Source organism: Flavobacterium sp. RSB2_4_14 (genome assembly GCF_051547085.1).
GTDB lineage: Bacteria > Bacteroidota > Bacteroidia > Flavobacteriales > Flavobacteriaceae > Flavobacterium.
Genome location: NZ_JBPTTL010000004.1, coordinates 25,747 through 50,127 on the forward strand (window position 1 = coordinate 25,747; position 24,381 = coordinate 50,127).

The 24,381-nt window shown below is 32.9% G+C and carries 27 protein-coding genes; 13 read left to right on the plus strand and 14 right to left on the minus strand.

Annotation, left to right across the window (positions count from 1 at the left end; translation table 11 throughout):
- Positions 1-5: 5 nt before the first annotated feature.
- Positions 6-1,115, plus strand: a complete 1,110-nt coding sequence (locus ACSVH2_RS09165; protein ID WP_438092870.1) for a peptidylprolyl isomerase — start codon at positions 6-8, stop codon at positions 1,113-1,115.
- A 21-nt stretch (positions 1,116-1,136) separates the two neighbouring features.
- Positions 1,137-2,402, plus strand: a complete 1,266-nt coding sequence (locus tag ACSVH2_RS09170; protein WP_438092871.1) for a peptidylprolyl isomerase — start codon at positions 1,137-1,139, stop codon at positions 2,400-2,402.
- A 254-nt stretch (positions 2,403-2,656) separates the two neighbouring features.
- On the opposite strand, the gene ACSVH2_RS09175 is transcribed toward ACSVH2_RS09170, so the two are convergent.
- The 4 genes from ACSVH2_RS09175 to def form a co-directional block, all read right to left on the minus strand.
- Positions 2,657-4,102 carry an APC family permease gene (locus ACSVH2_RS09175; protein ID WP_438092872.1) on the minus strand — a complete coding sequence of 482 codons (1,446 nt, stop codon included), beginning with the start codon at positions 4,100-4,102 and terminating at the stop codon, positions 2,657-2,659.
- 92 nt (positions 4,103-4,194) lie between these two features.
- A complete protein-coding gene (gene mazG / locus ACSVH2_RS09180) occupies positions 4,195-4,992 on the minus strand; it encodes a nucleoside triphosphate pyrophosphohydrolase (RefSeq protein WP_438092873.1) in 798 nt (265 codons plus the stop codon).
- Between the two features lie 147 nt (positions 4,993-5,139).
- Positions 5,140-5,610: a DUF5606 family protein gene (locus tag ACSVH2_RS09185; RefSeq protein WP_438092874.1), complete on the minus strand. Its 471-nt coding sequence runs from the start codon at positions 5,608-5,610 to the stop codon at positions 5,140-5,142.
- 56 nt (positions 5,611-5,666) lie between these two features.
- Positions 5,667-6,254 (minus strand): peptide deformylase, encoded by a 588-nt coding sequence (gene def, locus ACSVH2_RS09190; RefSeq protein ID WP_438092875.1) that lies wholly within the window; start codon positions 6,252-6,254, stop codon positions 5,667-5,669.
- A 203-nt stretch (positions 6,255-6,457) separates the two neighbouring features.
- Between def and ACSVH2_RS09195 the strand changes: the two genes are divergently transcribed.
- Entirely contained in the window at positions 6,458-6,862 is a 405-nt protein-coding gene (locus ACSVH2_RS09195) for a hypothetical protein (RefSeq protein WP_438092876.1), read from the plus strand.
- Positions 6,863-6,866: 4 nt separating this feature from the next.
- Here the strand turns inward: ACSVH2_RS09195 and ruvX are convergent, their stop codons facing one another.
- The gene (gene ruvX / locus ACSVH2_RS09200) at positions 6,867-7,283 is read right to left on the minus strand and encodes a Holliday junction resolvase RuvX (protein ID WP_438092877.1); all 417 of its coding nucleotides are present in this window, start codon (positions 7,281-7,283) and stop codon (positions 6,867-6,869) included.
- Positions 7,284-7,371: 88 nt separating this feature from the next.
- Here ruvX and ACSVH2_RS09205 point away from each other — a divergent pair, with 88 nt between their 5' ends.
- Together ACSVH2_RS09205 and ACSVH2_RS09210 are read left to right on the plus strand one after the other, a co-directional pair.
- On the plus strand, positions 7,372-8,187 hold the full coding sequence (locus tag ACSVH2_RS09205; protein ID WP_438092878.1) for a 2,3,4,5-tetrahydropyridine-2,6-dicarboxylate N-succinyltransferase: 816 nt from the start codon (positions 7,372-7,374) through the stop codon (positions 8,185-8,187).
- 67 nt (positions 8,188-8,254) lie between these two features.
- Positions 8,255-9,313 carry a glycosyltransferase family 9 protein gene (locus ACSVH2_RS09210; protein WP_438092879.1) on the plus strand — a complete coding sequence of 353 codons (1,059 nt, stop codon included), beginning with the start codon at positions 8,255-8,257 and terminating at the stop codon, positions 9,311-9,313.
- Here ACSVH2_RS09210 and ACSVH2_RS09215 read toward each other — a convergent pair.
- The 3 genes from ACSVH2_RS09215 to ACSVH2_RS09225 all read right to left on the minus strand — a co-directional run bounded on the left by ACSVH2_RS09215 (position 9,310) and on the right by ACSVH2_RS09225 (position 12,216).
- On the minus strand, positions 9,310-10,425 hold the full coding sequence (locus ACSVH2_RS09215; protein WP_438092880.1) for a glycosyltransferase: 1,116 nt from the start codon (positions 10,423-10,425) through the stop codon (positions 9,310-9,312). The genes ACSVH2_RS09210 and ACSVH2_RS09215 overlap by 4 nt on opposite strands.
- An 11-nt stretch (positions 10,426-10,436) precedes the next feature.
- On the minus strand, positions 10,437-11,252 hold the full coding sequence (locus ACSVH2_RS09220) for a glycosyltransferase family 2 protein (protein ID WP_438092881.1): 816 nt from the start codon (positions 11,250-11,252) through the stop codon (positions 10,437-10,439).
- Positions 11,253-11,400: 148 nt separating this feature from the next.
- Positions 11,401-12,216, minus strand: a complete 816-nt coding sequence (locus tag ACSVH2_RS09225) for a glycosyltransferase family 2 protein (RefSeq protein ID WP_438092882.1) — start codon at positions 12,214-12,216, stop codon at positions 11,401-11,403.
- Between the two features lie 148 nt (positions 12,217-12,364).
- On the opposite strand from ACSVH2_RS09225, the gene ACSVH2_RS09230 reads away from it, so the two are divergent.
- From ACSVH2_RS09230 to ACSVH2_RS09250, 5 genes are all read left to right on the plus strand, one after another.
- Positions 12,365-13,279, plus strand: coding sequence for a polysaccharide pyruvyl transferase family protein (locus ACSVH2_RS09230; protein WP_438092883.1), 915 nt, complete (start codon positions 12,365-12,367; stop codon positions 13,277-13,279).
- Positions 13,280-13,849, plus strand: a complete 570-nt coding sequence (locus ACSVH2_RS09235) for an L-threonylcarbamoyladenylate synthase (RefSeq protein WP_438092884.1) — start codon at positions 13,280-13,282, stop codon at positions 13,847-13,849. It abuts the gene before it with no gap.
- Between the two features lie 96 nt (positions 13,850-13,945).
- Positions 13,946-15,364, plus strand: coding sequence for a CCA tRNA nucleotidyltransferase (locus tag ACSVH2_RS09240; RefSeq protein WP_438092885.1), 1,419 nt, complete (start codon positions 13,946-13,948; stop codon positions 15,362-15,364).
- Between the two features lie 112 nt (positions 15,365-15,476).
- On the plus strand, positions 15,477-16,499 hold the full coding sequence (locus ACSVH2_RS09245) for a COX15/CtaA family protein (protein ID WP_438093024.1): 1,023 nt from the start codon (positions 15,477-15,479) through the stop codon (positions 16,497-16,499).
- A 48-nt stretch (positions 16,500-16,547) separates the two neighbouring features.
- The gene (locus tag ACSVH2_RS09250; RefSeq protein WP_438092886.1) at positions 16,548-17,318 is read left to right on the plus strand and encodes a CDP-alcohol phosphatidyltransferase family protein; all 771 of its coding nucleotides are present in this window, start codon (positions 16,548-16,550) and stop codon (positions 17,316-17,318) included.
- On the opposite strand, the gene ACSVH2_RS09255 is transcribed toward ACSVH2_RS09250, so the two are convergent.
- The 5 genes from ACSVH2_RS09255 to ACSVH2_RS09275 form a co-directional block, all read right to left on the minus strand.
- Positions 17,310-18,065 carry a LytR/AlgR family response regulator transcription factor gene (locus tag ACSVH2_RS09255; RefSeq protein WP_438092887.1) on the minus strand — a complete coding sequence of 252 codons (756 nt, stop codon included), beginning with the start codon at positions 18,063-18,065 and terminating at the stop codon, positions 17,310-17,312. The two genes, ACSVH2_RS09250 and ACSVH2_RS09255, sit on opposite strands and share 9 nt — an antisense overlap.
- A gap of 63 nt (positions 18,066-18,128) precedes the next feature.
- Positions 18,129-18,437: a 2TM domain-containing protein gene (locus tag ACSVH2_RS09260; protein WP_438092888.1), complete on the minus strand. Its 309-nt coding sequence runs from the start codon at positions 18,435-18,437 to the stop codon at positions 18,129-18,131.
- Between the two features lie 2 nt (positions 18,438-18,439).
- A complete protein-coding gene (locus ACSVH2_RS09265) occupies positions 18,440-18,754 on the minus strand; it encodes a 2TM domain-containing protein (protein WP_438092889.1) in 315 nt (104 codons plus the stop codon).
- Complete coding sequence (locus tag ACSVH2_RS09270; protein WP_438092890.1) at positions 18,745-20,082, minus strand: 2TM domain-containing protein; 1,338 nt, start codon at positions 20,080-20,082, stop codon at positions 18,745-18,747. Before ACSVH2_RS09270 ends, ACSVH2_RS09265 begins: the two co-directional genes overlap by 10 nt.
- Positions 20,083-20,162: 80 nt before the next feature.
- Positions 20,163-20,783 carry a hypothetical protein gene (locus tag ACSVH2_RS09275; protein ID WP_438092891.1) on the minus strand — a complete coding sequence of 207 codons (621 nt, stop codon included), beginning with the start codon at positions 20,781-20,783 and terminating at the stop codon, positions 20,163-20,165.
- Positions 20,784-20,963: 180 nt separating this feature from the next.
- On the opposite strand from ACSVH2_RS09275, the gene ACSVH2_RS09280 reads away from it, so the two are divergent.
- Complete coding sequence (locus tag ACSVH2_RS09280; RefSeq protein ID WP_438092892.1) at positions 20,964-21,206, plus strand: hypothetical protein; 243 nt, start codon at positions 20,964-20,966, stop codon at positions 21,204-21,206.
- Positions 21,199-21,498: a type II toxin-antitoxin system RelE/ParE family toxin gene (locus tag ACSVH2_RS09285; protein WP_438092893.1), complete on the plus strand. Its 300-nt coding sequence runs from the start codon at positions 21,199-21,201 to the stop codon at positions 21,496-21,498. The genes ACSVH2_RS09280 and ACSVH2_RS09285 overlap by 8 nt, the downstream gene beginning before the upstream one ends.
- 2 nt (positions 21,499-21,500) lie before the next feature.
- Here ACSVH2_RS09285 and ACSVH2_RS09290 read toward each other — a convergent pair whose 3' ends face one another.
- The gene (locus ACSVH2_RS09290) at positions 21,501-23,642 is read right to left on the minus strand and encodes a TonB-dependent receptor (protein ID WP_438092894.1); all 2,142 of its coding nucleotides are present in this window, start codon (positions 23,640-23,642) and stop codon (positions 21,501-21,503) included.
- A gap of 176 nt (positions 23,643-23,818) precedes the next feature.
- On the opposite strand from ACSVH2_RS09290, the gene ACSVH2_RS09295 reads away from it, so the two are divergent.
- Positions 23,819-24,364, plus strand: coding sequence for an IS1096 element passenger TnpR family protein (locus tag ACSVH2_RS09295; protein ID WP_438092895.1), 546 nt, complete (start codon positions 23,819-23,821; stop codon positions 24,362-24,364).
- The last annotated feature ends 17 nt before the right edge of the window (positions 24,365-24,381 follow it).

A 24,381-nucleotide genomic window follows, 5' to 3' on the forward strand; every position in this document is an offset into this window, starting at 1 on the left:
TTATAATGAAGAAAACAATTTGTCTTTTATTAGCTTTTGTAGCACTAATTTTTAGTTCTTGCAAAGACGAACATAAAAACTTAAAAGATGGTTTGTATGCCGAAATTGAAACATCAAAAGGAACTATTATTGTAGCACTTGAATATAAGAAAGCACCTGTTACTGTTGCCAATTTCATCACTTTAGCCGAAGGCAAAAATCCATTTGTAACCGAAGATTTTAGAGGAAAACCATTCTTTAACGGACTACAATATCACAGAGTAATTGCAGATTTTATGATACAAACTGGCGATCCATTAGGTAATGGTTCTGGTGATGCTGGCTATAAATTCATCGATGAAATCACCGATTTAAAACACAACAAACCTGGGATTTTATCCATGGCAAACTCTGGTCCAAAAACCAATAGTAGTCAATTTTTTATCACTCATGTAGAAACACCTTGGCTTGACGGAAAACATACGGTTTTTGGTCATGTTGTTGAAGGCATGGATGTGGTTAATACCATTACACAAGGCGATTTAATGAAAACGGTTACTATCATTAGAAAAGGAGAAGATGTCAAAAAGTTTGATGCCGTAAAAGTTTTTAGTGATTATTTCAAAGCCGAAATCGAAAACGAAAAAAAGCAAAAATTTATTGATGCCGAAAACAAAAAAATCTATGATCAAAAATTTAAAGCTATAATAGAAAAAAAAGTCGCCTATTTTAATCAATTAAAAAAATCGGCTACGAAAACAACCAGTGGTTTACAATTTAATATCATTCAAAAATCAAACGGTGAGAAACCCAAACAAGGTTCGATGGTATTTATAAACTATGCTGGATATCTTGAAGATGGAACACTTTTTGATACTAGCGAGTCGGAAATTGCAAAACAGTTCGGTAAATTTGATGCACAAAGAGCAAGTCAAAATGGCTATATTCCTTTGCCTTATGAAATGGGTTCAAATAAAATGATTCCCGGTTTTGTTGAAGGTTTAGGAAAAATGAAAATGGGAGAAAAAGCAGTTTTTTTCATCCCTTATCAAATAGGTTTTGGAGAACAAGGCGCAGGAAATGTGATACCTCCAAATGCCGATTTGATATTTGAAGTAGAATTGAAAAATAAATAATAAATCTAAAATTAATATATTATGAAATCGAAGATTAACGAATACAATAAAAATAAATTTAAAACCATGAGTAAAATAAAGTTAAACATTATTCTTTTTATTTGCTTGGGAATGTTTGGAGCTACCGCACAAACTACCAAAAAACCAGCTGCTAAACCCACTACAACTACACAAAAAAAAACAGCGACAACTGCTGATCAAGGTATTTTTGCAGAAATTGACACCGACAAAGGAAAAATTGTTTTAAAATTAGAATACCAAAAAACACCAATTACAGTAGCCAACTTCATCTCTTTAGTTGAAGGAACAAACACGGCTGTTACTGATGAAAAACTAAAAGGAAAACCATTTTATGATGGATTAAAATTCCACAGAGTGATTGCTGATTTTATGATACAAGGTGGTGATCCACAAGGAAACGGTTCTGGTGGACCAGGATATGCTTTCAAGGATGAATTTGTTGCCGATTTAAAACACAATCGTCCAGGAATTTTATCAATGGCCAATTCTGGTCCGAAAACAAATGGTTCACAATTCTTTATCACTCATAAAGAAACGCCTTGGTTAGACGGAAAACACACTGTTTTTGGTAGCGTAGTTACTGGACAAGATGTTGTTAATGCCATCAAACAAGATGATGTAATCAAAAAAGTAACTATCGTTAGAAAAGGTACTGAGGCAAAGAAATTTGATGCAACTAAAACATTTGCCGATTATATGGCAAACAAAGCAGGAGATGATGCTAAAGAAGCTGCTTTAGCAGAAGAAAATAGAAAAAAACAAGCCGAAGCCGAAGCTGCCAAAAAAGCAGAATACACAGCAAAATATGGTCCGGTTATTGCCGCTAAAGCAAAATACCTAACAGATACAAAAGCGAAAGCAACAGAAACTGCATCAGGTTTACGATACATAATTACTCAAAAAGGAACTGGGAAAAAACCTGCCGATGGTACAACGGTTTATATTCATTACGCAGGTTATCTTGAAGATGGAAGTCTTTTTGATAGTAGCTATGAATCAGTTAATAAAGAGTGTGGTAAATTCGACGAAAACAGAGCGAAACAAAATGGTTACCAACCATTTCCTTTTGAATATGGAAAAAAAGATGGTTTAATTCCTGGTTTTATTGAAGGATTAAGCATGATGAGTTTTGGTGACAAAGCGCTTATCTATATTCCTTCAAAGTTGGGTTATGGAGAAAGAGGTGCAGGAAATGTCATTCCACCAAACGCTAATATCATTTTTGAAATTGAATTGTTAGAAGTGGCTCCAGCACCAAAACAATAATAAAATTGGTTTTACCACGAATTATGTGGGTAAAACCAAATAGAATTTTTTTAGAAACATTGAGCACAAAATTTTAAACCATTAAGCAATTTAAGCAAATTAAGACTTAATGAAACTAAATTTACTTAATGGTTTTATAATGTGAAATATAATTTTGCAGCTATCAAACCACTCGATTCGTAATAGAAACATAAAATTAAATTTTATTTAAAAATTCCCTCGATTTGAAACTACAAATCGAGGGATTTTTTTTGCTACTCTTTCTTGTGCATAAACAAATAGTAAACAGGAACTCCCAAAGCTACAATCACCAATCCTAAACCTGTATTAGTAGTATCATAAATTAAAAGCGTAACACAAATGGCGGCAGTAACTACAATATATAACGCTGGAATGATGGGATATCCAAACGCTTTATAAGGTCTTTCGGCATCGGGTTCTTTTTTTCTGAGAATAAATATTCCATAAATAGTGAGAATATAAAACAACAAAGAAGCAAAAGTAGCATAGGTCAACAAATCACCATATTTACCAGAAATACAAAGCAAACAAGCCCAAATACATTGAAACCAAAGTGCTTTTTCGGGAACATCGTGATTGTTTAATTCGCCGGCTTTTTTAAAGAATAAACTATCTTTTGCCATGGCATAAAACAATCTTCCACCAGATAAAATCAAACCACTATTACACCCAAAAGTGGAAACCATAATCAAACCTGCCATTACAAAAACACCAATATTACCCATGATGATATTCGCTGCTGCTGCACCTACTCTATTCTGACTGGCAAACATGATTCCGTTTTCAACAATTGTTCCGTTTGGAATTCCGTTTAAGGGTAATAATGCTAAGTAAGCAATGTTGGCCAAAATATAAATGATAGTTACTATCAAAGTTCCTAGGAATAAACTACGCGGAATATTTTTCTTTGGGTCTTTAATTTCACCCGCAATAAACGTTACATTATTCCAAGCATCACTCGAAAACAAGGAGTTAATAATAGTGGCGCCAACTGCTCCAACAATCGCTATTCCTGTTAGTTTGGTTACCGTAACGGTTTGCGTAGCTTCATCTAAAACCGTTTTGTGTGCATCCCACATGTTATTGAAATTATTGGAAAAAGTATCCGTATGAAAACCAATATACAATCCAAAAATTATCAAAGCAAACAGCGCAATTAACTTGGCAGAGGTAAAAACCAACTGAATTACTTTTCCGTTTTTTACTCCTTTGGTATTGATATAAGTGAGTAAAACAATACTAAACATAGCCAATACTTGACTGTTTCTAAAAGCAAAACCATCGCCAACAGTAAAAATTTTATTTTCCAAAAAAGGAAAAAAAACAGCGGTATAATTAGCAAACGTTACGGCTACAGCGGCAATCACACCCGTTTGAATTACGGTAAAAACAGTCCATCCATACAAGAACGAAACTAATTTCCCATAAGCACGCTGAATATACACATATTGTCCGCCAGCTTTGGGCATCATTCCTGCTAATTCGCCATAACTCAACGCAGCAGACATGGTCAATAAACCAGTGATTAACCAAGTGACTAAAATCCATGCTGCTGAACCTAAATCGCGCGCCATGAATGTAGTTACCACAAAAATTCCTGAACCTATCATGGAACCTGCAACAATACTGGTGGCATCAATTAATCCTAATGAGCGTTGTAAATGGTGTTTTTCAGACATAAAGTTGGTTTATTGGTTTGTTAGTTTTCAAATATAGTAAAATATGTTTGGAAGTAGGAAGTAGGAAGTTAGAGGAAAAAAATGACTAAACACTAAATTTTCTTTGCTTCTTCCCAAAAAATATCCATTTCAGCCAAGGTCATATCCATTAATGGTTTGCCAAGCTCGCCAGCTTTACTCTCTAAATATTGAAAACGTTTGATGAATTTTTTATTGGTGCGTTCCAAGGCGTCTTCTGGATTTACGTTTAGAAATCGGGCGTAATTTATCATCGAAAATAACACATCGCCAAACTCGGCCTCAATTTTATCTTGATTGCCTGACTGAACCTCAACTTGCAATTCTTGTAATTCCTCTTGCACTTTGTCCCAAACTTGGTGCGGTTCTTCCCAATCAAATCCTACGCCTTTTACTTTATCTTGAATCCGACTGGCTTTGACCAAAGCAGGTAATCCTTTTGGAACGCCTTCCAGCACAGACTTTTTACCTTCTTTGAGTTTTAGTTTTTCCCAGTTTTGTTTTACTTCTTCTTCATCGGCAACCACAACATCACCATAAATATGTGGGTGACGATGGATTAATTTATCACAAATTTCATTACACACATCGGCTATGTCAAAACCCGTAGTGAGCGATGAAGAACTTTCTTTTGTTTCGCTTCCTATTTTGGCATAAAAAACAATGTGCAATAGCAAATCGCCCAACTCTTTTTTGATTTCTTGTAAATCATTATTCAAAATGGCATCGCCCAACTCGTAGGTTTCCTCAATGGTGAGATGACGCAAACTTTCGAGCGTTTGCTTTTTATCCCAAGGACATTTGGCACGCAAATCATCCATGATGTCTAATAATCTTCCAAAAGCTTCGAGTTGTTGTTGACGTGAGTTCATTTTAATATTAGATTTAAAATTTCTGATATAAAATATGAAAAAGTGATATTTAAAATTTAATATCTGATATTTAATATTACTTGTAAAAATAAAAAATCCTATCGCTGTATGTAACAATAGGATTAAAATTTATAAAGAAGTAATTAACTATTTTTTTGTTTTGGAAGTTTTTGGAGCTTTAATTTCCTCAACAACCTGCTCTTTAACCGCTTCTGCATTCTCAACTATAGGTTCTTCTTTTGAAACCAAACCTTTAGCTTGTAGAATAGTATACCAGTTCAATACTTTTTTGATATCAGAAACATACACTCTATCTTCATCATAATCTGGAAGGACTTCTTTGAAGTAGGCCACTAACTTGGCGTTATCTTCTTTGTTAGAAATAGTTGGTCCTTCATTTTCTTTTATGGCAATAGCTCTCAAGATTTCAACCAACGGTTTTTCTTCACTATACGTATACACTGATATTTCAGACAACAAGCTAACGTTACTTCTCAGTCCAACGGTAATTTTTTTTCCATCTAATAATGATTCAGCTAAAAATCCAGAACGGGTTTGCAATTTCAATTCAAACAATCCTGGCTTTCCGGCTATGGCTAATATTTTTTCTACGTTCATTTTAGTATTTTAATTAGGGCACAAATATATTTAAATGTTTAGTTAGCAAATGTTAATTATTTACCTTTTTTATTGGCAAACTTCATTCTATAATCTGGTCGAGCTTTACCTTCCATGATATTTTGAAGTTTCTTTTTAATCAATGTTTTTTTCAATATCGTAAGATGATCAGTAAACAAAACACCTTCAATATGATCATATTCATGTTGAATAACACGAGCAATCAATCCTTCAAAAACTTCTGTCTTTTTATTAAAATTTTCATCACAATATTCAAGGGTTATTCTCTCGTTACGGTACACATCTTCGCGAACTTCTGGAATACTCAAACATCCTTCATTAAATCCCCATTCTTCACCATCTTCTTTCAACATTTTTGCATTAATAAAAGTTCTTTTGAAACCTTTTAATTGTTCTTGCTCTTCTTTTGATAAGTCGTCACTATCGCTAAAAGGTTCTGTATCTATCACAAATAATCGTATTGACAATCCAACTTGTGGCGCAGCCAATCCAACGCCATAAGCATTATACATGGTTTCATACATGTTGGAAATTATTTCTGAAAGATTGGGATAATCAGCTGAAATATCTGTAGCAACTTGTCTTAGTACAGCTTCTCCATAACCGTAAATAGGTAATATCATTTTTGAAATCTATTTAATGTGTATTCAAATACAAGTAGTCAAATACATTTATTGTTTTTTTTGCAAAAGTAATCAAAAAAAAAGTCTGATAAACTTGAATTTATGTAAAGTAAAAAATAGCTTTTAGTTTTAAGTATTTATGAAGTAGTATTTAATGTGATTTTTATATATTTGACTAATCTTAATACTTAAATTTTACAACAATGAAAAAGTTAGTTTTAGCCCTAGCCATTATTTTTAGTTTGAATGCCATTGGACAAACTGCCCCAAAACCTGCAACTGGAGATAAGGTCGTTACAAAAAAATTATATACTGCAAAAGAGAAAGAAGAAATTAAAAAAAATTACACCAAAGAAGTTGATGCTATTGGAATGTCGCCTGAGGTAAAGGCAAAATATACTGCTATTATCAAAAAATACACCGATAAATTAAGAGACGTTAACAGAAATAAAGATTTGACACAGACGCAAGCTACAACTAATGTAAACAAAATAATCAAGGATCAAAATCAGGAAATTAAAAAAATATTAACGCCAGATCAATACAAGCAACATAAAATAATTTACAATAAATATCAAAACAGTATCAACTACAGAATTCAAAACTAGTAGGTTATATCATTTTTCTGGTCAAATAATCTTGTAACATTATTGTGGCTGCAATTTCATCTAACAACGCCTTATTTTGGCGTTGTTTTTTTTTCAATCCACTATCAATCATGGTTTGAAAAGCCATTTTAGAAGAAAACCGTTCATCTACTCTTTCCACTTTCATAGTTGGAAAAGCGTTTGTAAAATCGGTTACAAATTTTTCAATAATTGGAGCGCTTTCCGAAGGTTGTCCATTCATTTGCTTGGGTTCACCAATCAAAACTTTACTCACATTTTCTTTGGCAAAATAGTCGGTTAAAAAAGAAATAGCAGTTTCAGAAGGAATAGTTGTTAATCCAGAAGCAATGATTTGCAATTCATCTGTAACTGCAATTCCAGTGCGTTTAAACCCATAATCAATCGCTAGAATTCTTGGCATTTGTTTTTTGACAAATTTACTAAAATCAATCCACGCAAAAATGATTAATTTAAAAATTGGATTTATATTTGCCTCAAACTAAAACAAAATGAATACTCTACAATCAATTATAGAAAAAGCTTGGGAAAACCGAGCTTTGTTACAAGAAGAAACTACAACAAATGCGATTAGAGAAGTTATCGCTTTATTGGACGCTGGAACACTTCGTGTTGCGGAACCAACAGACAAAGGTTGGCAAGTAAACGAATGGGTGAAAAAAGCAGTAGTGATGTATTTCCCTATCCAAAAAATGGAAACTTGGGAAGCTGGAATTTTTGAATACCACGACAAAATGTTACTAAAAACAGGTTATGCCGAAAAAGGAATACGTGTGGTGCCACCAGCAACTGCAAGATATGGCGCTTTTATTTCCAAAGGTGTTATTTTGATGCCAAGTTATGTAAATATTGGCGCTTATGTTGATGAAGGAACGATGGTAGACACATGGGCAACCGTTGGAAGTTGTGCTCAAATTGGTAAAAATGTTCACCTTTCTGGTGGCGTTGGAATTGGTGGAGTTTTGGAACCCTTGCAAGCTGCTCCAGTAATTATTGAAGATGGCGCTTTTATCGGTTCAAGATGCATTGTAGTTGAAGGTGTTCGCGTTGAAAAAGAAGCAGTGCTAGGTGCCAATGTATGTTTGACTGCATCCACCAAAATTATCGACGTTACTGGAAGCGAACCGATAGAATATAAAGGAATTGTTCCTGCTCGTTCCGTAGTAATTCCCGGAAGTTATACTAAATCATTTGCTGCAGGTGATTATCAAGTGCCTTGTGCTTTGATTATTGGAAAACGTAAACCATCAACTGATTTAAAAACGTCATTGAATGATGCGTTGAGAGAATATGACGTAGCGGTTTAATTTAATATCAGATATTAAATTTCAAATTTTAAATCTAATATTTAATATCTAAAATCTAATATCATTTATGAAAGTACTGGTAATTCAAATCAAAATGATTGGCGATGTCCTTGCCAGTACTGTCATTTGTGAAACAATTAAAAGAAATTATCCAACTGCAGAGGTTCACTATCTCATTCAACAAAACACTTATGCGGTAGTTGACAACAATCCATTTATAGATAAAGTCATTTTTTTTGAACCTAATGACCACAAGGGATTTCTCAATTTATACAAATTTGGAATAGCATTAAAAAACAACCATTACGATATTGTCATTGATGCGTATTGTAAATGGGACAGTATTTTACCAGCTTATTTTTCGGGAGCAAAAATTAGAGTGGGTCATTATAAATCGTACACTCGATTTTTTTATACCCACAATGTTCATTCCGACTCTGAAACCCATGATGCGGCCAATGCCTATCGCCTATTACTTTCCAAAACGGCTTTAGGAAAAGATGTGGAAATGATATTTCCTAAAATCCACTTGAGAAAAGAAGAAATTGACAAAGCCAAAATTGACATCAAAGAAAACTGCGACACAACCAAACCTATTTTCATGATTAGTATTTTAGGTAGTGGAAAAAATAAAAGTTTACCTCCAAAAAATATGGCAGCAACATTGGATGTAATTGCAAATACTCGCGAAGTCCAATTAATATTCAATTACACACCCAATCAGTATGATGATGTAAAAGCCATATATGATTTATGTTTACCAGGAACACAGTCTAAAATAAATCTTTCTTTTTATGCCAAAAGTTTAAGAGATTTTATAGCACTTTTATCACAATGTGATTGCTTAATTGGTAACGAAGGCGGAGCTACCAATATATCTAAAGCACTTTCTAAACCTACATTTACAATTTTTAGTCCGTGGATTAGAAGAAAATCTTGGGACTCTAGGGAAGATGATGACACCTATTGCTATGTACACTTACTGGATTACTATCCAGAAATTTACAACGATGAACATCCTAAAAAGTTGAAGAAGAAAACTGCCCAATTGTATGATTTGTTAGTTGTGGATTTATACAAAGACAAATTAGTAAAATTTATTAATAATATTAAAATTATAAACTAATTACAAATAGCTTTTTCAGCAAGCTCATAGATTTTTTTGATTTGCTTTTCCTGATAATGATTTTCAACAATGTGGTTTCTACCGTTAATTCCCATTTTTTTTGCCATCGTTGGATTTTCTAAAAGTTGAATCATAAAATCTGCCATTGTATTTTCATCTCTTTCTTCTACCAAAAATCCTGTTTTTCCGTGAATTACTGCTTCTTTTATACCGCCATGCAAGGTACTTACAACTGGAAGTCCCGAAGCGCTTGCTTCCAAAATACCAAGCGGAGTTCCCTCCATATCACCGTTTGAAGCAGTAATAGAATGTTGCACAAATGCTAGTGAATTCGCCATAAGATTTGCAATTTCATCTGAATTTTTTATTCCAGTAAAATCAACAGCATTTACAATATTTAACTCCTGTACTAATTTTTCGCATTCATCATACATCCCGTTTTTTCCGCCAACCATAACTAATTTGGCATTTGGAAACTTCTGTAACGCTTTATAAAATGCTCTTATTGTATATAAAGGTCCTTTTTTTTCTGTAAATCGACCAACAGCAAGAAAGGTATTTTTGTTCACGTTATTTACGTTAGGCTTGAATTTGTCAACATCAACACCATATGGAATAAGTTTTATTTTCTCCGGAATGGCTCCTGCAGCTATCAGTCTTTTTTTCATTTCTTCAGAAACTGCAATGGTATAAGTGGCATAAGCAAACATTTCCTTATACTTATTTCGGTATTCATACAAGAGCTTTTTATCAGTAGCATCGTGACCATGAAAAATGACTAACAACGGAATATTCAATGCTTTGCAAACAGGTGTCATGTGTGCGCCAGGCATTCCGTAATTTGCCAAAACAACTTCTATTTTATTGTCTTTAAGGTACTTTTTCACACCGTAATTTCCAAAACAATTGTTTCGCCCTAAAACTAATTTTAACGCTTTATGCAAACCCCAAAACAATTTCGAATTAAGTAATGTTCCATCTTCTTTTTTTTCAGGAAGTCGCCCACTGTGAATAGTGTAAACTTCTGCCCAATTTGAAAAAACTGCTATTTGATCCCGAATAAAAGTTTCGGAGTAAGCGTTTCGACTAGAACGTGTTATACAAATTCGCATAGTAAGTTTTGTTAAAGATTTGAGTCTATTCCAATTGGCGTTTTAACTACTTTATTAGCGCGGGTATTGGCTCTTATATCGTAGTTTTTCTTCCAGGTTTCCTTGTTCACATAACTCCGTTTATGATCTAAATGAACGCAGATTGCTGAATATCGTATTTGTTTGGATTTTAATCCTTTATTAAATAATCGCTCTCCCAATTCCCTATCTTGCCCTCCATATTGCATTTCCTGATTGAACCCATTGACAGCAACCAAATCCGTTTTCCAACCAGAAGAATTATGACCGTTCCACGAAGCATTGGTTGGTGTAACAAAATTTAAAATTTTAGAACCTAAACCAGTAGCTAAAAATTTAATATTCTTAAAACTTGAAGGCAATCCATTAGCTTTTAACCATTGTAAATCAAAACATCGCTGATTGATGATATCGTCTTTTGAAATTAGTATGGAAATATCCATTGGCAATTTGAAATATCCACCCGATAAAAAATAACCTTGTTCTCTGTTTTTTAAATGAACTTCGACAAAATCTTCTCTCGGTATGCAATCACCATCTGTAAAAATTAAATAATCAGAAGTTGAAGCAATAATTGCTTTGTTGAGAATCTGCGATTTTTGAAAACCATTATCTTCCTGCCAAACATGGATTATTGGAATTGAAATTTCACTACGTAATCTGTCGATTAATACTTTTGTTGCCTCACGAGAACCGTCGTCAGCAACGATAATTTCAAAATCCTTGAAGGTCTGTACACTAAAACCTATGATAGTTTTTTCGAGCCAATCTTCTGAATTATAGGTGCTAAAAATAACAGATGCTGTCATAAAAATTTATTAATCGTTGTAAAATTATATATTATTTTGAAGCTTTGAGTATAATTATTTTATATTTCTAATTTACAATAATTTGAAACAATGAGCTTTTCGAAGTGCTTTAAATTGTATCAACAACCTCAAACTTTCATTTATATTTTTAATAGTGTTTATCTATTCCCATTTCTATTCGGGTAATTCTATTCTTTTTATTGAATTTCCTAACTTCCAGATTATAGGCAACCTTATCGGGATAGACATAACTTCTAGAATGATCTAAATGAAGACAAATAGCGCTATAGCGAATTTGTTTTGAAAATAATCCTAAATTGAATAATCGCTCGCCCATTTCACGGTCTTCACCACCATAATCCAACAATTCGTTAAAACCATTTATTGCCAAAATGTCTGCTTTAAAACCCGAAGAATTGTGACCATTCCACGAACGTTTTGTTGGCGTAAGCCAATTCATAAAAGCAGCAAAATAGGAATTGTGCATAAGTTTCAAAACTTTAAAATTAGCTTTCAATCCTTGCTGAAATAACCACGAAATCCCAAAACACTTTTGACTCAAAATAGCATCATCAGAAATGGCTACTGATATGGGCATTGGAAGTTTGAAATAACCGCCAGAAAGAAAATAGCCCTTTTCTTTTTGCTTAAGATGGTTAGCAACAAAATCTTTTCTCGGAATGCAATCACCATCGGTAAATAATAAATAATCGGAATTCGATTTTAGAATGGCTGAATTTAGAATTCGGCATTTTCTGAATCCTTTGTCTTCATGCCATACATGAATAATGGGATGTTTAAATTTTTCAGCAAAACTAGTAATAACCTCAACCGTTTTGGAAGTAGAACCATCATCAGCAATTACAATTTCAAAGTCTTCCTCCGTTTGAACAGTATAGCCAAGAAGCACTTTGCGCAACCATTCTTCTGAATTGTAAGTTGTAATAATAATGGATAATTTCATGTAAATATAAAAATGGAAATTACACAATTTTGAGCAACATCCGTCGGTTTATTGTGTTTTTTATAAAGTAATATTGTTCGTAAAAGTAACCAATTGCCTTTTAGACCTCAAACAAAATGATTATTTTTACCAAAATTAATTGAACAAAATGTCGTTATCTGATTTTCTTTTAAACAAATTATCCCATTTCAATCGAACTGCTCGTAAAAAAGAAGTAATCAATAGGATTTTGAAAAATCCAACCCAAGAAAATCTTGACGTGGTGAATTTACATCGCTATGATCCAACCAATATTGGAGATTATTATTGTGGCGTTCACCATTATTTTGAAGAATTAAAAGGGAAATATCTTGATATTTTTGACTACAAAAGAGACGAAGCAATAAGAGATAATTGGTTTGAAAAAATCACAAAAAATTCACTAATTATTGGTGGTGGCGGATTATTGAACCGAGAAGGTTTTGATTTGCAGATGGAACTTTTCGAAAAATTAGGCGAAAAAGGAAAGAAAACCGTGCTTTGGGGTTTAGGTCATAATGCTAAAGAAAAAAGCACTTATGGAAAGATTTCTAAATACAATGTGGATACTTCTAAATTTGGTTTAGTTGGCGTTCGCGACTATGGTATGAAAGAAGAATGGGTTCCGTGTGTGAGTTGTTTGCATCCCATTTTTGACGAAAAACATGAAGTTAAAAATGAAATCGGGATGATTTTCCACAAAAATACGTTAAGCGATGCAAGCATTCTAAAAAAATTTGAACAATTTCCATCTACAGCGAATAATGCTGTTTTTGAAAATGTAGTAAAGTTCATTGGTGAAACCGATACTATTTTAACCGATAGTTATCATGCCATGTATTGGTCTTTGATGCTTGGTAAAAAAGTGATGGTTTTTCCAAATTCTTCCAAATTTTACAATTTCAAATACCAACCTGTGATTTCAACTTTCTCAAATTTTGAAGCCGATTTAAAAAAAGTACAATCCTATAGTGGCGTTTTGGAAGATTGTCGTGAAACCAATTTGAAATTTGCTAACAAAGCTTTTGACTATTTAAATATTTAAATGGAAAATATTAATCAAGAAATCCATAAAGCCTTTGAGGTTATACAAAATGGCGGAATCATCCTCTATCCAACAGATACCGTTTGGGGAATTGGTTGCGATGCTACCAATGAAGAAGCGGTGAAGAAAATTTACGCCTTAAAACAACGTGAAGAAACTAAAAGCATGATTGTTTTGATGAATGGCGAAAAAATGATGTACAACGTTTTCAAAGAAATTCCAGAAGTGGCTTGGCAAATTCTTGATTTGTCTGAGAAGCCAACAACTTTACTATTAGACAATCCAAGAAATGTGGCTGCAAACCTCATTGGCGCTGATAAATCACTTGGTGTTAGAATTGTGAAAGAACCGTTTTGTTTCAAGTTATTAGAACGTTTGAAAAAACCGTTAGTCTCTACTTCAGCTAATGTTTCAGGAATGTTTTCTCCAAAATCATTTAAAGAAATTACACCCGAAATTATAAATGGTGTGGACTATGTAGTAAATTTGCATCGCGAAAAAATTTGCGACAAACCATCAACGATTATCAAATTAACGAATGATAATCAGGTGAAAATTATTCGTAAATAGAGTTTATTTGTCATTCCGAGACACTATGAATCTCATTACTTTATCAGGATTATGGGATTTATCATTCGTCGAAATGACAAGTTTGAAAAAAATAAAATGAACTATAAAACTGCCTTAAAGAATACCATCTTTGAAATAATTTCAAAAGCAAGTCAAGAACTTAACCTCGAGAGTTACGTTATTGGAGGTTTTGTGCGTGATTATTTGTTACAACGCGATTTCAAGAAAGACATCGATATTGTGGCGATTGGCTCTGGAATAGATTTAGCGCAGAAAGTTTCTGAATTATTACCCAACAAACCCAAAGTTCAGGTTTTCAAAAACTATGGAACAGCGATGCTTCGTTATAAAGAAATCGATATCGAATTTGTTGGTGCCCGAAAAGAAAGTTATGCCGAACACAGTCGAAATCCAATCGTAGAAAACGGAACATTGGAAGACGACCAAAATCGTCGTGATTTTACCATCAATGCCTTGGCTTTTTCGTTGAATAAAAGTAATTATGGGGAATTAGTTGATCCTTTTAACGGATTACAAGATTTAGAAAACAAAATCCTAAGAACACCTTTAAATCCTGATATTACTTATAGTGATGATCCATTACGAATGATGCGTGCCATAAGATTTGCAACGCAATTGAATTTTACTATTGAAGCAGAATCATTAACCGCAATTGAGAGAAACAAAGAACGTATCAAAATTATTTCGGGTGAACGAATTGTAGATGAATTGAATAAAATTCTAGAAACTGCAAAACCATCCATTGGATTTTTACATCTTTATAAAACTGGATTGTTAGACATCATTCTTCCTGAATTAACAGCCTTGAATAATGTAGAAGAAATTGAAGGTCAAACCCATAAAAATAACTTTTACCACACGCTTGAAGTGGTTGATAATATTTGTCCCAATACAGATGATGTTTGGTTACGATGGTCGGCTTTGTTGCACGACATTGGCAAAGCACCCACAAAAAAGTTCAATAAAAAACAAGGTTGGACATTTCACGGACACGAATTTTTAGGCGGAAAAATGGTGAAGAAAATCTTTGAACGATTGCACATGCCATTGAACCAAAAAATGAAATTTGTTCAAAAAATGGTGATGCTGAGTTCAAGACCAATTGTGTTATCGGAAGATATCGTGACCGACTCTGCAGTTCGTCGGTTGGTATTTGATGCAGGCGAAGATGTGGACAATTTGATGACACTTTGCGAAGCAGATATTACTACCAAAAATCCAACAAAATTCAAAAAATACCATAATAATTTTGACATCGTTCGTCGTAAAATTATTGAAGTAGAAGAACGCGATCATGTTCGTAATTTTCAACCGCCTATTTCGGGAGAAGAAATTATGGAAATATTCGATTTAAAACCGTCACGCGAAATTGGAATTTTAAAAGAAGCTGTGAAAGAAGCCATTTTGGAAGGTGAAATCCCAAATGAATACCAAGCAGCTTATGATTTTGTATTGAAACGAGCCGTTAAATTGGGATTGAAAAAAGTAAAATAAATTGCTAAAAATTATTAATAGATAATTATAATTTGTTTAAGCTAAAAAAGAAAAAAAGCAATTTAAATTTGCACCTCAGTTACTCAGAAGCTCTGGCACTCAGAAACTAAAAATTATGAAAAAAGACAAATCAGTCATTTATTGGCTACTTTCAGGATGTGTTTTAGTATTTATTATGGTAGTCGTTGGAGGCATTACTCGTTTGACCAATTCTGGTTTGTCGATGACCGATTGGCATTTGGTTACTGATACTTTTCCGCCTTTGTCTGAAGCCAAATGGAATGCCGCTTTTGAAGAATACAAGAAGTTTCCAGAGTATCAAAAAATTAATATTCACAACGACTTTACAATCTCAGATTATAAATTTATTTATTTCTGGGAATGGTTTCACCGTTTTATTGGAAGGATAATTGGTTTAGTTTTTTTGGCTCCGTTTGTTTATTTTATGGCAAAGAAAAAACTTGATGGACCAACAATTAACAAATGTTTCATTCTTCTTGGAATGGGTGCATTGCAAGGTTTTTTCGGTTGGTTTATGGTAAAAAGCGGTTTAGTTGACAATCCTGATGTGAGTCATTTTCGTTTGGCTTTGCACTTAACTTTTGCATTTATCACTTTTGCCTACACACTTTGGGTGGCATTGGATTTGATTTATCCAGAAAAAAAGGAAATCATAATTTCGTTGAAAAAATTAGCCCGAATTGCATTAGTATTTCTTGTAATTCAAATAATTTATGGTGGTTTTGTTGCTGGATTGAATGCTGGATTAGTACACAATCATTGGCCATTAATGAGTGATGGGCAATTCTTCCACGATAGTATCGCTTTGGAAAAAGAAAGTTGGTTATTGCGTTTGACTGAAGGTAAAAGTGGTGTGCAATTTGTTCACAGAACTATGGCTTATGTTGTTGTTGGATTGATATTATTTTTATATTTCAAAAGTAGAAAATATACGCTTACGCAACAACAACAAAATGGTTTGAATGCCTTGGTGTTTATTGTTTTTATTCAGTTTGCTTTGGGAGTTTTTACGCTTTTATATAGTGTTCCACTTTGGTTAGGATTAATGCATCAAGTGATGGCGTTCTTCCTTTTGACAGCAATGACTTATACATTACATCGATTATCAAAATAATACGCTTACCCAGACTATATTGTCGCATTTTCTTGTTTACTAACTTAAATGTCTAAACTTGCCGCTCAAGATAAATTTTTAGATTTATCAGATTATGGAAGATCCTTCGGGAGATTTTTTGCTACTCAATTAAAAAATACCTGCTTCACTCCTATTCATGTTACGCTACTTTTTGGGCTTTCGGGTTTGATTGCTATTTATTGCATACTGAATGACCATTATTTTCTTGCCGGATGTTTTATCCTTTTAAAATCAGGTATTGATGCTGCCGATGGCGAATTGGCACGATTGAAAAAAACACCTTCATATTCGGGAAGATATTTAGATAGCGTGTTTGATATTATTCTAAACTTTATGTTTTTAATGACCATTTGTTATGTTTCTAAAACAACAATTTGGTTGACTTTATTGGCTTTTATTTGCATTCAGTTGCAGGGCACTTTGTATAATTATTACTATGTAATCTTGAGAACAAAATCAGTTGGTGGAGATACTACAAGTAAAATATTTGAATATAAAACACCTAATGCTTTGCCGGGTGAAAGCCAACAATCCGTAAATATTTTATTTGGAATTTATACTGTAGTGTACGGAACTTTTGATAAAATTATTCATGCTTTAGACAAAGAGGCCTATAAAGTAAAAACGTTTCCCAACTGGTTTATGACGTTACTTTCTATTTATGGATTGGGATTTCAGTTACTACTTATTGCAGTAATGTTACCTTTAGGTTGGATTGAATACATCGTACCATTTTTTATTGTTTTCAGTTTGTTTATTTTTATTTTTATTGCAATCCGAAAAAAAACACTAACCTAACCACTCTTTAAAATCAGTAACACGTTCTCGAGCTACAATGACCTCATCGTCTTTGTAAGTAGGAAGAATTACTTTTAAACGTGAATTACTATGCAGTTGAATTTCTTTTATTCCTTTCATAGGAATAATAAATTTACGGGAAACGCGATAGAAATCCTTAGGGTCGAGTTCCGTTTCAAGAACTTCTAAAGTGGTGTCTAAAAGGTAATTTCTATTATCAAAAGTGTGCAAATAAGTTCCTTTATTTTCGCTATAAAAACATTCTACCTCTTCAATATTTACCATTTTGAGTTGTTGTCCCATTTTGATGGTAAATCTTTTTTTATAGGTTCTATCTATTGGGTTGACTAACATTCGTTTTATGGCTTCAAAATCCAAATTGGTAACCACACTTTTCTGAAATTGATTTTTAAATTTTGAAATCGCTGTTTCTAAATCGTCTTCATCTATGGGTTTTAGAAGATAATCGATACTGTTTAATTTAAAAGCACGCAACGCATATTCATCATAAGCCGTGGTGAAAATCACAGCACTTTTGATATCAATTTGTTCAAAAATTTCAAAAGACAATCCATCTGAAAGTTGAATGTCGAGAAAGATTAAATCGGGATGCGTGTTTTTTTGAAACCAATCAATTGACTCTTCTACAGAATGTAAAAGCGTATTGACGTTCAAGCCTAGTTTCTCTACTTTTCGTTGTAATAATCGTGCTGCTGGCTTTTCGTCTTCTATGATGATGATGTTCATTTTGTTTTGATTTTCTGGTTTTGGAGTTTCAAGTTTAAGGTTGCTTATATCTGAACACTGAATTTACTCCCATTTATTATTTTTTTCTTTATCCATCAATTCTTTTATCTTTCTTTCTTCCCAATTTTTACCCATTAACATGGTTGGTACAAAAACAGACAGTCCGTGTGCGGCTAATCCAATTCCCCAAAAGAATGCTGTTGAAAAAATTCTAAATTGGAAATAACTTTCGCCTTCATCAAGACTTTGAAAATTGGCAATGACTATTGCAATATTGATGACAACATAAACTGCTAAATGGGTGTAGAAACCTTTTATTTTCTTCACTCTTTTTAACGCTTCTTGGTATTTTATTTCGTCTAGATTTTCCATAATTATTCAAATTTATTTTTTCTGTTTTCTTCTTCCATATATTGCTTAATCTTACGTTCTTCCCAATCACTATTCAAAAAAGGGAAAAAATTAAAGGTTCTAATGGCATGAAAAAGCAACCCAATTCCCCAACCAAAAAGTGTCCAAAAAAACCAAAGATATTGAGGTGTATATTTTAGATTGATAAAAATCAAAACTGCCATGACTAAAATAAAAGAAGCTAAATGACTGTAAAATCCTTTTATTTGTTCCACTTGCTTTTTAGCACGTTGGTATTTCTCGTAATCGTTAGTAGCATTTTCCATGATTATTTCCATTTGTTTGATGCGTTATTTTCTTTGTTTAAAATCTCTTGAATTTTTTTCTCTTCCCATGATTTGCCATATCCAAAAGTTTCTAGGGCATGAAATGTCAATCCCATTCCCCAACCCAACATGGGAAACCAAAACCATTGAAATCCTCCAGTTTTTAAATTTATAAATACCAAAAGTGGTATCACACAGCAGTAAGAAATTAAATTTCCATAAAATCCTTTAAGTTTTTCAACTCGTTCTTTGGCTCTGATAAAAGCCATATTTTCGTTGTAAATATTTTTTGTTTCCATGATGACTATTTGTTTTGTTAAAATTGGAATTTTTACTTTAAATTCAGTTTGTGTCTCCTCTACTAAAACTTTTCGCTCTGAAATCAACGCATAACGATTAACAATGTTTTGAAGTCCAACTCCTTTTCTTTCTTGTAATACTTCTTTTTTTTGAAGATTATTTTCAACTATGAGATAATTATCTTCGATATAAATTTTGATGTGTAATGGTTTTTGCTCGCTGACTACATTATGCTTTATAGTATTTTCTAATAAAAGTTGCAACGATAGCGGCACTACTTTGGCCTCAAGATTATTATAATCGGTAGGCATTTCAAACGTAATACTGTTTTCAAAACGCATTTTTAGTAAGTTCATATAGGTTTTGGCGAAAGCCAATTCTTCTTCTACAGGTACCAGTTCTTTGTCTTTTTGTTCCAAAACATAACGGTAGATTTTAGACAATGAAGTCGTAAATTTTTGTGCATTTTCTGGATTTTCTTCAATCAACGAACTCAAGACATTCAAGCTATTGAACAGAAAATGAGGATCGATTTGGTTTTTTAAACTTTCAAACTTAGCCGAAGCCGTTCCTGCAATTACTTTTTGTTCTTTAAGTTTATGTTCTTGATACCATTTATATAAATAAATTATATGAATAATCAACAAAACAATAAAAGTAAAAACAACGGCAACTATATAATCTGAAGGTGTTTCATTTTCTAAAAAGGTATCTAGAGAAACATTTTCTAGCATCGTATTGACAAAAACACGCAACAAAAAAATCACAAAAATCGAAAGAAAAAATGAGGCCGCAAATCCTATCGCTATTCTCTTTTTTGAAAATCTATCGTTTATAAAAACTTTGTCTAAATAAATGAACAAGGTAGTATTGGCAAGGTGCAATGAAAAAGTATATAGCATGGTGTATATAAAAGTCATCATCAATTTATTGTTAAAGCCAACACTTCCACCATTTAATAACTGTATGATGATGATGACACAAAAAATAGAAAACCCAATAAAAAATGCTCTTGGTAATTCATTTATAATCTTTTTCATTACTAATTTATTTTAAGTTATAAGGTTTATATAAACGATAGTTCTTTGATTATTGCTTTATGCATAAATAATTTAATCCCTTATTTACAATTTTTCATTGCTTCTTGTGCTCTATCTAAACCCCATTTTGGAGAAAAAACTGTTTCAGGTTTAAAGTTAGCAAAAAGTTGTATTGATTTTTCAATTTGAGCACACATTGGTTTAGTATCTGTTCCCCAAAATTTAGCACTACCTATTTCAAATTCGGCTTTGGAGAAAACCGCTCTAGGATTATTTGGGTCAATTGCTAATGCTTTTCCATATTGTTCCATAACCAATCCTGAATATTTTTGCCCGTTGGTCATTGGATCTTGCACAATGTTTACCGTGTAAAGCATGGCTTGAACTACCATTATTTCTGGATTGTTAGGGCTAATCAAGGTGGCTGCATCAATGGCATTTTGCGCTTTGTTAAGCATTGCTGGAACTTTCTCTTTATTTGCTGGATTGAAAGCTTCGGTGGTGTTAATTAATGCTACATAATAATTTGGTAACCAGTTATTTTTTTCAGCTCCTGCAATGCGTTCCATCAAATCAGATGATTCTTGTGCTTTTCCTTCTCCCCAAAGTCCTAGAGCTTTGCCCATTCCTTGTTCGTACTGAGTTTGTGCTGTTAGTAAGCTACAAACCAATAATGTAAATGCTGTGATAATTTTTGTCATGATTTCTAATTTTTAAAATTGTTATTAAACTTGATTTTTGATATTGCTATTGATTTTATTTCTGATGTAAAAATATTGTAGTACTAATGGTTGTGAAATTTATAGTTACTCAACTGTTATTTTTGATGGATGAAATGCATTATTTTATATTTTTTATTTAAATTTGATAAAATTTATATTATGAATTCAGCACAAATAAAATTGAACCTATTTAGAAAATTGGATTCACTTGATGAGACTAAACTCGAAGAAGCTTATGGAATTTTAATGAATTTTTTTAATCAAGACTTAGTTGAAACAGAATGGAATAAACTTTCAATAGCGCAGCAACAAGGATTAATTGATGCAGGAAATGAATTGGATACAACAAATGGAATTGAGCATAAATTAATTATTGAAAAATACAAGCAAAAATATGCTTAAACCAATTCGGTGGTCTTCATTTGCAGATAATGATTTTGCTCACTTGCTTGAATATCTCAATACAAAATGGAACAAAAAAGTTTGCAATAACTTCATTGAAATAGTAGATGCAAACCTTCTTCTAATCCAAAAAAATCCAAAACTTTTTCCATATTTAAATAGAGAACTCAATATTAGAAGATGTGTTATAACAAAACATAATACATTGTTTTATAGGGAAAAAGAGGATAGAATAGAAATTTTAAGATTATATGATACTCGTCAGAATCCCAATACTTTAAAATTATATTAGCTCTACAAATTCCTTAACTGATTGTCCTTTTTATTATCGCTAATGGTCCAAAAGAATCCTACAAAGAAAAATCGATCAGCAGTTGGGATAATAGCATTTCTTTCATAAATGCCACTAGAATTTGGAGTATTGGCATAATCATACCCAAAAACATTTTGTGTTCCCAAAACATTGGAAACCGAGAAATACAAAATCTTTTGTTGCGTCAATAAATACGCCCAATTGAAACTTAAATTATTATATGATTTTGTTTTACCATTCATAAAAGCAGTTTCATTAGGATTGTCATATGGTCTTCCAGTGCTGAACTGATAAGTAAAACCCACTTGCGACTTCCAATCGGAAATCCAATATTTTGTAACCAATGAAAAACTATGATTAGCCACAAAACTCGGCGTTACGGTAGCGGTGTAATTTTGATAATCTCTCTGAGTATCGATATACGAATAGGAAACCCAATATTCCAAGTTTTTAATTGTTTTTCCATCTCGCCAAAAAACATCTAATCCTTGTGCATATCCATTTCCATCATTAGAAAATTGGGAATTGAATTGAGCGCCATTTGTATCATATTTAACTAAATCATCATACTTTTTAAGATACAATTCGACACGAAAGGTTTGATTGGCTTTTGTATATTGATAATTCAAAATGTAATGGGACGCTTTTTCCGTTTCAAATTTATTTGAATATTTCAAATACTCTTGTCGTGGTGCTTGTTCAAAATCGCCGTAGGCAAAAGCAAACTGACTGTTTTTGGAAACTTTATAAGCCAATGATGCTCTTGGCGAAAAAGTATTTTCATCAATATAATCATTAGTCGAAGCTCGCAAACCTACTTTGGCAGCAAAATTTTTTGAGAAGAAAATATCCGCTTCTGTATAAACGGCTGCAATATTAGCATCATACCCACTTTTGAAAGTAGTGTTATATGATTCATCAAATTTTGTGATAAAATAATCAGAGCCAAAAGACAGTTTAACTTTATCAGAAAGACTTTTACGTAGTTTTAATTTCAAATGCGAAGCATGTTCTACATTGGCAACTTCATTAGCATCAAACCCAATATCATTTTTACTAAAACTATAACTTAAACCCGTAAATAGTTGCCAGTTACTTCCAAAATTTCCTTTATAAGAAGTATTGAAATAAAAATTGTTATTGTTCAAATTTACTCTTACAGGTTCAGGTAAATTGATATTCTCTTGGTTCAAATCATATCGGGAAGCATCAAAAGCAGCATACACTTTCAATAAACCGTTTTGAAAATTATAGCGATATACTGCTTCACCCGATAAGGATTGAAAAGGTCTGTTCCAATCAATATTTTGTGGAATAGCCACTTGATAAGGCGCCAAATCAATATAGGATGTGTTGATACTGAGTGAACTTTTTTCCCATTTTTGAGTATTGCTCAAGCCTAATCCAACAGTCATAAACGAAATATCGGTTTTGTTTTGATCCGCTTCATCAATCGTGTTAAGTAGCAAAACACTCGAAAGCGCTTCGCCATATTCTGCCGAATAACCACCTGTTGAAAACGAAATGCCACTGAACAAAAAAGGAGAAAATCGTCCACGAGTAGGTAAATTATTAGTAGTCGCACCATAAGGTTGCGCCACTCTGATACCATCTACAAAAGTTTGGGTTTCATCGGCTTCACCACCACGAACATATAATCTTCCGTCTTCGCCCACATTTTGTGTACCAGGAAGCGTTTGCAAAGCCGCAATTATATTTCCTGCCGAACCAGCCGTAGTGACAATATCCAAAGGTTTCAAAACCGAAACCCTGCTTTTTTCGCCTGCGCTAAATGTTCCAGCAGTAATCACAACTGCATCAAGTGTATTAATGCTTTCTTTGAGTTGGATAGTTCCACTTTTATATTGACTTATCTCAATAGGTAGTTTCAAGGTTTGATAGGACAAAAAACTAATCACTAAAACCTGGTTGCCATTTGCAGTAGTCGTAAAACTAAATGCTCCTTTTGCATCCGTTGAAGCGCCATCATAAGTTCCTTCAATAAAAACATTGGCACCAAGTATCGGATTATTTTTTTCATCCAATACAGTTCCCGAAATGGTTTGTTGCGCATTGCTTGTCATTGTTAAAAAGAAAAGTAAAAAAAGGTAAAATGGTTTCATGTCTTAGATTTTGATGAAGCAAACTTCCGACAAACTATAAGACAATAAAATTTAAGCTGACTGAAGTGTTATTTTTTAGGGATGAAATGTGAAGTAAATCTTTTCAACAAAATGTAAATCCTAATTCAAAATCCTAATTTATATTTTACCTTTGACACTTTATAAAAATAAAGATTATGGTATATAAATTTAGAGTAATTCTCGATGCCGAAGAAGATGTAATTAGAGATATTGCTATTCTACAAAATGATACTTTAGAGGATTTGCATAACGCTATTGTCAATGCATATGGGTTTGACGGACTAGAAGTAGCTTCTTTTTATACGTGTGATGACAGTTGGAATCAAGAAGACGAAATTCCGATGTTTGACTCTGGCGATGTTCCTGGTGAAAATAAAATCATGAGTGATTATCAATTGGCTGACATTCTTGATGCTGAAAATACTAAAATTATTTATGTATATGATTTCATCAATATGTGGACATTTTTAGTCGAACTTGCCGCTATTGAAACAACTATAGAAACGGGTATGATTTATCCAAATCTATTATTTTCTCATGGAGAAATGCCAGCAGAAGCCATGGAAAAACATTTTCAAGCCGATTTTGAAGAAGAAGAAAGTTACAACGAATTTGAAGATGATTTAGACGAAGACGATTTAGACATGTTTGGAGGCGATGATAGCTTTGAGGATTATGGATTTGAGGAGAATTGGAATTAACGAAGTCACTGAGAAAC

What these genes read in the sequence shown, in the direction of transcription:
- ACSVH2_RS09165 (WP_438092870.1), top strand. Translation starts at nt 6, where the DNA reads ATGAAGAAAACAATTTGTCTTTTATTAGCTTTTGTAGCACTAATTTTT.
- ACSVH2_RS09170 (WP_438092871.1), top strand. Translation starts at nt 1,137, where the DNA reads ATGAAATCGAAGATTAACGAATACAATAAAAATAAATTTAAAACCATG.
- ACSVH2_RS09175 (WP_438092872.1), bottom strand. Translation starts at nt 4,102, where the DNA reads ATGTCTGAAAAACACCATTTACAACGCTCATTAGGATTAATTGATGCC.
- mazG (WP_438092873.1), bottom strand. Translation starts at nt 4,992, where the DNA reads ATGAACTCACGTCAACAACAACTCGAAGCTTTTGGAAGATTATTAGAC.
- ACSVH2_RS09185 (WP_438092874.1), bottom strand. Translation starts at nt 5,610, where the DNA reads ATGAACGTAGAAAAAATATTAGCCATAGCCGGAAAGCCAGGATTGTTT.
- def (WP_438092875.1), bottom strand. Translation starts at nt 6,254, where the DNA reads ATGATATTACCTATTTACGGTTATGGAGAAGCTGTACTAAGACAAGTT.
- ACSVH2_RS09195 (WP_438092876.1), top strand. Translation starts at nt 6,458, where the DNA reads ATGAAAAAGTTAGTTTTAGCCCTAGCCATTATTTTTAGTTTGAATGCC.
- ruvX (WP_438092877.1), bottom strand. Translation starts at nt 7,283, where the DNA reads ATGCCAAGAATTCTAGCGATTGATTATGGGTTTAAACGCACTGGAATT.
- ACSVH2_RS09205 (WP_438092878.1), top strand. Translation starts at nt 7,372, where the DNA reads ATGAATACTCTACAATCAATTATAGAAAAAGCTTGGGAAAACCGAGCT.
- ACSVH2_RS09210 (WP_438092879.1), top strand. Translation starts at nt 8,255, where the DNA reads ATGAAAGTACTGGTAATTCAAATCAAAATGATTGGCGATGTCCTTGCC.
- ACSVH2_RS09215 (WP_438092880.1), bottom strand. Translation starts at nt 10,425, where the DNA reads ATGCGAATTTGTATAACACGTTCTAGTCGAAACGCTTACTCCGAAACT.
- ACSVH2_RS09220 (WP_438092881.1), bottom strand. Translation starts at nt 11,252, where the DNA reads ATGACAGCATCTGTTATTTTTAGCACCTATAATTCAGAAGATTGGCTC.
- ACSVH2_RS09225 (WP_438092882.1), bottom strand. Translation starts at nt 12,216, where the DNA reads ATGAAATTATCCATTATTATTACAACTTACAATTCAGAAGAATGGTTG.
- ACSVH2_RS09230 (WP_438092883.1), top strand. Translation starts at nt 12,365, where the DNA reads ATGTCGTTATCTGATTTTCTTTTAAACAAATTATCCCATTTCAATCGA.
- ACSVH2_RS09235 (WP_438092884.1), top strand. Translation starts at nt 13,280, where the DNA reads ATGGAAAATATTAATCAAGAAATCCATAAAGCCTTTGAGGTTATACAA.
- ACSVH2_RS09240 (WP_438092885.1), top strand. Translation starts at nt 13,946, where the DNA reads ATGAACTATAAAACTGCCTTAAAGAATACCATCTTTGAAATAATTTCA.
- ACSVH2_RS09250 (WP_438092886.1), top strand. Translation starts at nt 16,548, where the DNA reads ATGTCTAAACTTGCCGCTCAAGATAAATTTTTAGATTTATCAGATTAT.
- ACSVH2_RS09255 (WP_438092887.1), bottom strand. Translation starts at nt 18,065, where the DNA reads ATGAACATCATCATCATAGAAGACGAAAAGCCAGCAGCACGATTATTA.
- ACSVH2_RS09260 (WP_438092888.1), bottom strand. Translation starts at nt 18,437, where the DNA reads ATGGAAAATCTAGACGAAATAAAATACCAAGAAGCGTTAAAAAGAGTG.
- ACSVH2_RS09265 (WP_438092889.1), bottom strand. Translation starts at nt 18,754, where the DNA reads ATGGAAATAATCATGGAAAATGCTACTAACGATTACGAGAAATACCAA.
- ACSVH2_RS09270 (WP_438092890.1), bottom strand. Translation starts at nt 20,082, where the DNA reads ATGAAAAAGATTATAAATGAATTACCAAGAGCATTTTTTATTGGGTTT.
- ACSVH2_RS09275 (WP_438092891.1), bottom strand. Translation starts at nt 20,783, where the DNA reads ATGACAAAAATTATCACAGCATTTACATTATTGGTTTGTAGCTTACTA.
- ACSVH2_RS09280 (WP_438092892.1), top strand. Translation starts at nt 20,964, where the DNA reads ATGAATTCAGCACAAATAAAATTGAACCTATTTAGAAAATTGGATTCA.
- ACSVH2_RS09285 (WP_438092893.1), top strand. Translation starts at nt 21,199, where the DNA reads ATGCTTAAACCAATTCGGTGGTCTTCATTTGCAGATAATGATTTTGCT.
- ACSVH2_RS09290 (WP_438092894.1), bottom strand. Translation starts at nt 23,642, where the DNA reads ATGAAACCATTTTACCTTTTTTTACTTTTCTTTTTAACAATGACAAGC.
- ACSVH2_RS09295 (WP_438092895.1), top strand. Translation starts at nt 23,819, where the DNA reads ATGGTATATAAATTTAGAGTAATTCTCGATGCCGAAGAAGATGTAATT.